We start from the raw sequence: 6390 nt of genomic DNA on the forward strand, positions 1-6390 counted from the left end.
CGGTGTAGGTGGCGTCGGCGCGTTCCTGATCGCCGTCGAAACGCACCAGCGAGAATTCCGTCTCGACCATACCGGGGCAGATCTCGGTGAGCCGCACCGGTTTTCCGATCAGCTCGTAGCGCAGGGTGCGATGCAGGACGCCCTGGGCATGTTTGGCGGAGGTGTACCCGGCGCCGTTGTCGTACACGTCGAGCGCGGCGATCGAGGTGACCGTCACGATCAGACCGTCACCCGAGGCGATCAGTCCGGGCAGTAGCGCCTTGGTCAGCCGCAGCGTGCCCACCACGTTGGTCTCCCACATCCAGCGCCAGTCGTCGAGGTCGGACTCGGCCACCGACGCGAGTCCCTTGGCTCCGCCGGCGTTGTTGACGAGCAGATCGATCCGGTCGAGTCCGTCGACGAAGGCGGCGACCGACGCCTCGTCGGTGACATCGAGTTGCCTTCCGGTGCCGCCGATTTCGTCGGCGAGGGCGGTGATCCGGTCGACGCGCCGCGCACCTACGACCACGTGATAGCCCTGCGCGGCCAGCACCCGGGCCGCCGCCTCCCCGATACCCGAACTGGCTCCCGTCACCACCGCGATCTTGCGGCCATCGGCCCCGACTTTGATTCCCGCTGATTCTGACCCTGCGTTCACACTCATGGAAGTCAGTTTAAGGACTGCGCCGCTGCTAGATTCGTTCTCATGCCGCCACCCGTCGTGCCTGCAACGCTGCAGTTGACCACCATTCCCGCGGCGGCCGTGCTCCAGGGAATCCGGGTGTCGGGGCCGGTGACCCGCGACCAGCTGGTGGCCTCCACGGGGCTGTCGGCGGCCACCGTCAACCGGCAGGTGCACGCCCTCGCCGCATCCGGGCTGATCGTCGAACGTCCCGACCTGTGCGATGCCGGTGCCATCGGCAGGCCCAAGAATCCGCTGACCCTAGACCGCGACTCGCTGTGCGTGGCCGGCATCCACGTCGGTGCCCGACGCAGCGTGCTCGCCATCGCTGACCTGGGCGGACGCACTCTCTACAGCCATGCCGTCGCCACCCCGGCGGGCCCGACGAAGGCGGCCGTCGAGGCTCTGTGCGCCCAACTGAAGGAACTTGCCGACAGGTTCAGCGGGCGGCGGCTGATCTGGGGAGGGGCGGCCATCGGCGGGGCCGTCGACGTCGACACCGGCGTCGTCGACCACCCGGTGCTGGGCTGGCGGCACGCCGAGATCGGGCCGATTCTGGCCCGCATTCTCGGGGTCCCGGTGTCGGTGTGCGAACACGTCGAAGCAATGGCCGCGGCCGAATTGCTGCTCACCCACCCCCGTGTCGACGGTGGCTCGGGACTTTTCATCTACGCGCGTGAAACCGCCGGCGTGGCGCTCACCATCGATAGCCGGGTGCACGTACCCGGCCGCGGCGCCGGCACAATCGCGCATCTGCCGGTCAACGCACCCGTCATCGCCGGCGGTTATGCCCGGCTGCAGCAGGTGATCGGGCGCACCGCCGCCCGCACCGCCTCCGAACTGCGTGGGATCCCGGTGACGGCGTCGCCGATCGTCGACGAACGGGCCCGGGTGCTCGGCGAATCGGTGGCGCTGCTTCGCGATGTGATCAACCCCGATTCGATCGTGGTGGCCGGGGACGCCTTCTCCGCCCACCCCGACGGGCTAGCCCCGGTGCAGGCCGCCTTCAACGCGGCGACGACGATGAGTTGGCCGCTGGAGATCACACCGTCGAGATTCGGTGTGCGGGTACAGGAAAGCGCCGCCGTGGTGGTGGCGCTGAGCGTGCTGTACGCGGATCCAGTGGCGGCCGTTGTGTGAATCACCGTCCCGAACGCCCGGCTCGTCAGGTTGTCCAGTGGCGGCGGTGGTGTGAATCACCGTCCCGAACGCCCGGCTCGTCAGGTTGTCCAGTGGCGGCGGTGGTGTGAATCACCGTCCCGAACGCCCGGCTCGTCAGGTTGTCCAGTGGCGGCCGTGGTGCGAATCACCGTCCCGAACGCCGGGCAGCAGCCGGCATACCCTACCGTTGTCGCATGATCGCCCAGCGTGACGTGTCGGCCACCCTCGAGGTGTTTGTGGCCGCACCCTGCGAAATCGAGATGCGGATCGCTGTCGCGCGGGTACCGGGCATCGCGTTCCGGGAACGGCTCAGCGTCGTCGCGGGCGGGATGCCGGTGACGCCGGAGGAGATCGAGGACGCGGTGGGTACCCGCGTGCATCGCTTCCACGCCACGGGCGGACTGGTGTCGATCGACTACTGGGCGCAGATCACCCATCCCGCCGATCCGGTGCAGCCGACAGCGCTTGACGGCTCGATCTACTTGCGGCCCAGTAGATATGCGGAGTCGGACACCTTTTTTGGATTCGTGTCCAGCAGGTTCGACGCCGACCTTCCGCCGGGCGAACTGCTCGACCAGGTGGCCACCTTCGTGCGCACGCACACCCAGTACATTCCCGGAACCAGCGACCCGATCGACAGCGCGGCCGACACGCTCATGGCCGGTGCCGGGGTGTGCCGCGACTACGCTCACCTGACCGTCGCTCTCCTCCGGGCGCTCAACGTTCCCGCCCGCGCCGTCGCCGTGTATGCACCGGGCTGCAATCCGATGGACTTTCACGCCGTCACCGAGGCCGTCGTCGACGGCGAGTGGGTGGTGGTCGACGCCACCGGGCTCGCGCCGCGGCAGGGGTTCGTGCGGATCGCGACCGGACGCGACGCCGCCGACATCGCCTTCCTGGAGAATCACGGCGGGTCGATCACGCTCAACTCGTACTGGGTAACCGCGAGTTCGCCCGATCCGCTGCCTTGTGATGACGGGCGGTCGCGGATCGCTATGTCGTGACGGTCCGTGACGGTCGGAGGGGGGTGCGTCATGTGCGGATCTCACCGGACCCTTCGTGACCCTCGCTCCTTCGTCGCTTCGGCCTCAGGGATCAAGAGGGGTTCTCGGCTTTTTCGTTGCTTCGGCTTCGGGAGGCAAGAGGGGTTCTTGGTCTTTTCGTTGCTTCGGCCTCGGGGGTCAAGATGTTTGGTCGCGCCGGTTATCAGCGATCACGATGTGTGATCGTTGTGTGAGAAGGAACTGCAGAACCGTTGCGACGGTGTCGGTGTCGGGGATGCGGTGGCGGGCGATGGTGGGGCCGTCGCCTACCTTGATGGAGACATCGCCGGCGCCGAGGTGGGCGAAGGCCTTTTCGTCGGTGACGTCGTCGCCGAGGTAGATCACCGCGTCGGCACCGGAGCGGACCCGAAGTGCGTCCAGCGCATGGCCTTTGGAGGTCTTGATGACGGCGAGCTCGATGACGGCCTTGCCTTCGGTGGCCTCGACACCGTCCCAGCCGGCGGCGCCGTCGCGGGCTCGGCGCAGGGCGGCGTCGGCGTCGGCGGGGGCGGCGTTGCGCACGTGCAGGGCGACGCTGATGGGTTTGGGTTCGACCCGCACACCCGGGTAATCAGCTGCGAGAGTGTCGAATTCGGCGATGATTCGGGCCAGGCGGGCGCGGTCTCCATCGGTGACCTCGGTGACGAAGCCGGTGCTCGACTCGGTGCCGTGACTGCCGATGAGGGTGACCGGGCCGCCGACCGGCAGTCCGGAAAGCAGCGACAGATCGGCCAGCGCCCGGCCGGACACCACCGCCGCCGATGTATTGGGCAGTGCGGCAGCCGATTCGATGGCGGCCACGGATGCCGGATTCGGTACCGCGTCCTCCGGCTGCGACACGATGGGGGAGAGCACACCGTCGTAGTCGGAGGCGACCAGCAGGTGCCGGGTCGCCGCCGCGGTGGTCAGGGCGGACCGCAGCGCATCGCTGATGCTGTTGTTGCTCAAGACTTTTTGCCCGGAGGTGCGGAGACGAGTTCGACGCCGCGATCACCCGACGGGGTGGTGTTGGCTTGCTCGGCGAGGGCGCCGAGGAAACTGCGGGCCCACTTGTCGACGTCGTGGGCGAGGACCTGCCTGCGCAGGGCGCGCATCCGTCGGCGGCCCTCCTGCTCGGTCTGGGCGACCGCCGCCTCGATGGCGTCCTTGACTCCGTCCAGGTCGTACGGGTTGGCCTGGTAGGCGGACTTGAGTTCGGCTGCGGCGCCGGTGAATTCGCTGAGCACAAGTGCTCCGCCGAGATCGTTGCGGCAGGCGACGTACTCCTTGGCGACCAGATTCATACCGTCACGCAGCGGAGTCACCAGCATGACGTCGGCGGCGACGAAGAACGCGATCAGATCGTCGCGGGGGACGGGGCGATGCAGATACTGCACGACGGGCTGGCCGACCTCGGCGAAATTGCCGTTGATATTGCCGACGAGTTGCTCGATGCCGGCGCGCATCTTGATGTAGCTGTCGACGCGTTCGCGGCTGGGGGTGGCCAGCTGCACCATCACCGTGTCGTGCGGGTCGAGACGCTTCTCGGCCAGCAGTTCCGACAGCGCCGTGAGGCGGACGTCGATACCTTTGGTGTAGTCGAGACGGTCGACGCCCAACATGACCGTCTTCGGGTTGCCGAGTTCGGCACGGATCTCGGCGGCCCGGGCGCGGATCGCCTTGGACCGGGCCTTGGCGTCGAGCTCGCCGGAGTCGATGGAGATGGGGAACGCGCCGACGCGCACGGTGCGGAAACCCACCTGCACCACACCGAACCGGGAACGCACCCCGACGGTGCCCTTGCTGGTGGCCTGACCGGCCAACCGCCGAGCGAGGTACAGGAAGTTCTGCGCACCGCCCGGCAGGTGGAATCCGATCAGGTCGGCGCCGAGCAGACCTTCGACGATCTCGGTGCGCCACGGGTTCTGCAGGAACAGCTCGATCGGGGGGAACGGGATGTGCAGGAAGAAGCCGATCCGCAGGTCCGGACGCAGCATCCGCAGCATCTTGGGCACGAGCTGAAGTTGATAGTCCTGCACCCAGACCAGCGCACCGTGCGCGGCGGCCTTGGAGGCGGCCTCGGCGAACCGGCGGTTCACCTCGACATAGGTGTTCCACCACTCGCGGTGATATTCGGGTTTGACGATGACGTCGTGATACAGCGGCCACAGCGTCGCGTTGGAGAAGCCCTCGTAGTACTCGGCGATCTCGCGTGTCGACAGTGGCACCGCGTGGATGTCGATGCCCTCGATGTCGGGGTTGTCGTCGGAGTCGGCGATGCCGGACCAGCCGACCCAGGCGCCGGTGTGCTGACGCAGGATCGGTTCGAGTGCGGTGACCAGCCCGCCGGGGCTGCGCCGCCAGCTGACGCTGCCGTCGTCGGCGACCACCTTGTCGACGGGCAGCCGGTTGGCCACCACGACGAAATCCGCACCCGACGTCTCGGCCGGGGTAGTACTGCCGTCAACCGCGTTGTCGGGGGCCACGATCGTCAGGCGTTTTCACCAGGGGCGATACCCAGCATCGACAACAGCATCCGGCACTCGTCGGCGTCGGTGGCGTAGGCAGCGACGACGCGACGGGCGGAATTGGCGGTCTCGTCGGCTACCGGCTCCAGGTCTTCGTCTGCGAGGTCGGCGGTGGTCTTGGGAGGCATGACGTCCTTATCGTGTCTCGGGTTGCAGATGCACGACGCTCCCCACCGGGGTGGGCCGTCGGCATTGCGCCCGATTCTACCCGTCCGATCGGCGTCCGTTCGCGCCGCTTCCCCAGGTGGGGCGGTGGCCCGCGGGGAGGAACGACGGGCGGCGCAGAGTGCGTGCGATGAACTCGCCGAGGGTGACGCCGGCGGCGAGCGCGCAGCCGATGCCCAGCGCGCTCGCCATCCACGTGATGCCGCTGAGCGTCTGCTCGCTGAGCAGCCCGTACAGACCGCGGTAGACGGCCAGACCCGGCAGCAGCGGGGTGATCCCGGCGACCGCGACGACCAGCGGCGGGGTCAGCGCCCGGCGGGCGAGCAGACCGCCGACGAGTCCGACGATGACCGCGGCGACCCCGTCGGCGATCACCGGCCCGACCGGCTGCCACAGCAGCGCGCCCAGCGCGATCGCCGAACCGATAGCCCCGCTGAGGAATGCGACCGGGACTGCCCTGAGCTCTGCGTAACAGGCCAGCGCGTATGCCGCCGACGCGAGCGCGCCGCCGGCGACCTGGATCGGCAGGTCGACCGCGTCGAACCGGGTGAGCGTAGTGAGGGTGGGCAGGTAGATCCCGACGGCTTCCATCAGCCGGATCGCGGTGCCGACACCGGCGATGATGCCCGCAGTCATCAGCAGCAGTTCGAAGAACCGGGCCACGCCGGTGATCGGCGCGCCGGTGATCGCGTCCTGCAGGGAGCCGACCAGCGGCAGCCCGGACAGCAGGACCACGATGCCGGCCGCGATCACCTGCGACGGTGTGAGCTGGAAACCGAGGCGGTCGGACACCTCGGCGAAGACGGCCGCGGGGACCCCCGCGGGGAAAACCCCGGAGACCCGCTGGGAGAAA

7 protein-coding genes are annotated in these 6390 nt (G+C 68.4%); 2 read left to right on the forward strand and 5 right to left on the reverse strand.

What is annotated here, in order from left to right; translation table 11 throughout:
• A partial coding sequence (locus Q0627_RS08695) for an SDR family oxidoreductase (protein ID WP_298809077.1) occupies positions 1 to 643 on the reverse strand: 643 nt, incomplete at its 3' end.
• Positions 644 to 685: 42 nt separating this feature from the next.
• Between Q0627_RS08695 and Q0627_RS08700 the strand changes: the two genes are divergently transcribed.
• Together Q0627_RS08700 and Q0627_RS08705 are read left to right on the forward strand one after the other, a co-directional pair.
• Positions 686 to 1801, forward strand: a complete 1116-nt coding sequence (locus Q0627_RS08700; RefSeq protein WP_298809079.1) for an ROK family transcriptional regulator — start codon at positions 686 to 688, stop codon at positions 1799 to 1801.
• A gap of 215 nt (positions 1802 to 2016) precedes the next feature.
• The gene (locus tag Q0627_RS08705) at positions 2017 to 2826 is read left to right on the forward strand and encodes a transglutaminase family protein (protein ID WP_298809081.1); all 810 of its coding nucleotides are present in this window, start codon (positions 2017 to 2019) and stop codon (positions 2824 to 2826) included.
• Between the two features lie 177 nt (positions 2827 to 3003).
• On the opposite strand, the gene otsB is transcribed toward Q0627_RS08705, so the two are convergent.
• The 4 genes from otsB to Q0627_RS08725 form a co-directional block, all read right to left on the reverse strand.
• Complete coding sequence (otsB, locus tag Q0627_RS08710) at positions 3004 to 3813, reverse strand: trehalose-phosphatase (protein WP_298809084.1); 810 nt, start codon at positions 3811 to 3813, stop codon at positions 3004 to 3006.
• Positions 3810 to 5330 (reverse strand): trehalose-6-phosphate synthase, encoded by a 1521-nt coding sequence (locus tag Q0627_RS08715; protein WP_298809086.1) that lies wholly within the window; start codon positions 5328 to 5330, stop codon positions 3810 to 3812. The genes otsB and Q0627_RS08715 overlap by 4 nt, the downstream gene beginning before the upstream one ends.
• Before the next feature lie 5 nt (positions 5331 to 5335).
• Positions 5336 to 5500 (reverse strand): hypothetical protein, encoded by a 165-nt coding sequence (locus Q0627_RS08720; RefSeq protein ID WP_291018705.1) that lies wholly within the window; start codon positions 5498 to 5500, stop codon positions 5336 to 5338.
• A 76-nt stretch (positions 5501 to 5576) separates the two neighbouring features.
• A partial coding sequence (locus Q0627_RS08725) for a threonine/serine exporter family protein (protein ID WP_298809091.1) occupies positions 5577 to 6390 on the reverse strand: 814 nt, incomplete at its 5' end.

Source organism: uncultured Gordonia sp. (assembly GCF_937858515.1).
In the GTDB taxonomy this organism is placed as follows: Bacteria; Actinomycetota; Actinomycetes; order Mycobacteriales; family Mycobacteriaceae; genus Gordonia.

Bases quoted from the DNA above. Each gene is read 5' to 3' on its own strand.
- Q0627_RS08700 (WP_298809079.1), top strand. From the start codon at position 686: ATGCCGCCACCCGTCGTGCCTGCAACGCTGCAGTTGACCACCATTCCC.
- Q0627_RS08705 (WP_298809081.1), top strand. From the start codon at position 2,017: ATGATCGCCCAGCGTGACGTGTCGGCCACCCTCGAGGTGTTTGTGGCC.
- Q0627_RS08720 (WP_291018705.1), bottom strand. From the start codon at position 5,500: ATGCCTCCCAAGACCACCGCCGACCTCGCAGACGAAGACCTGGAGCCG.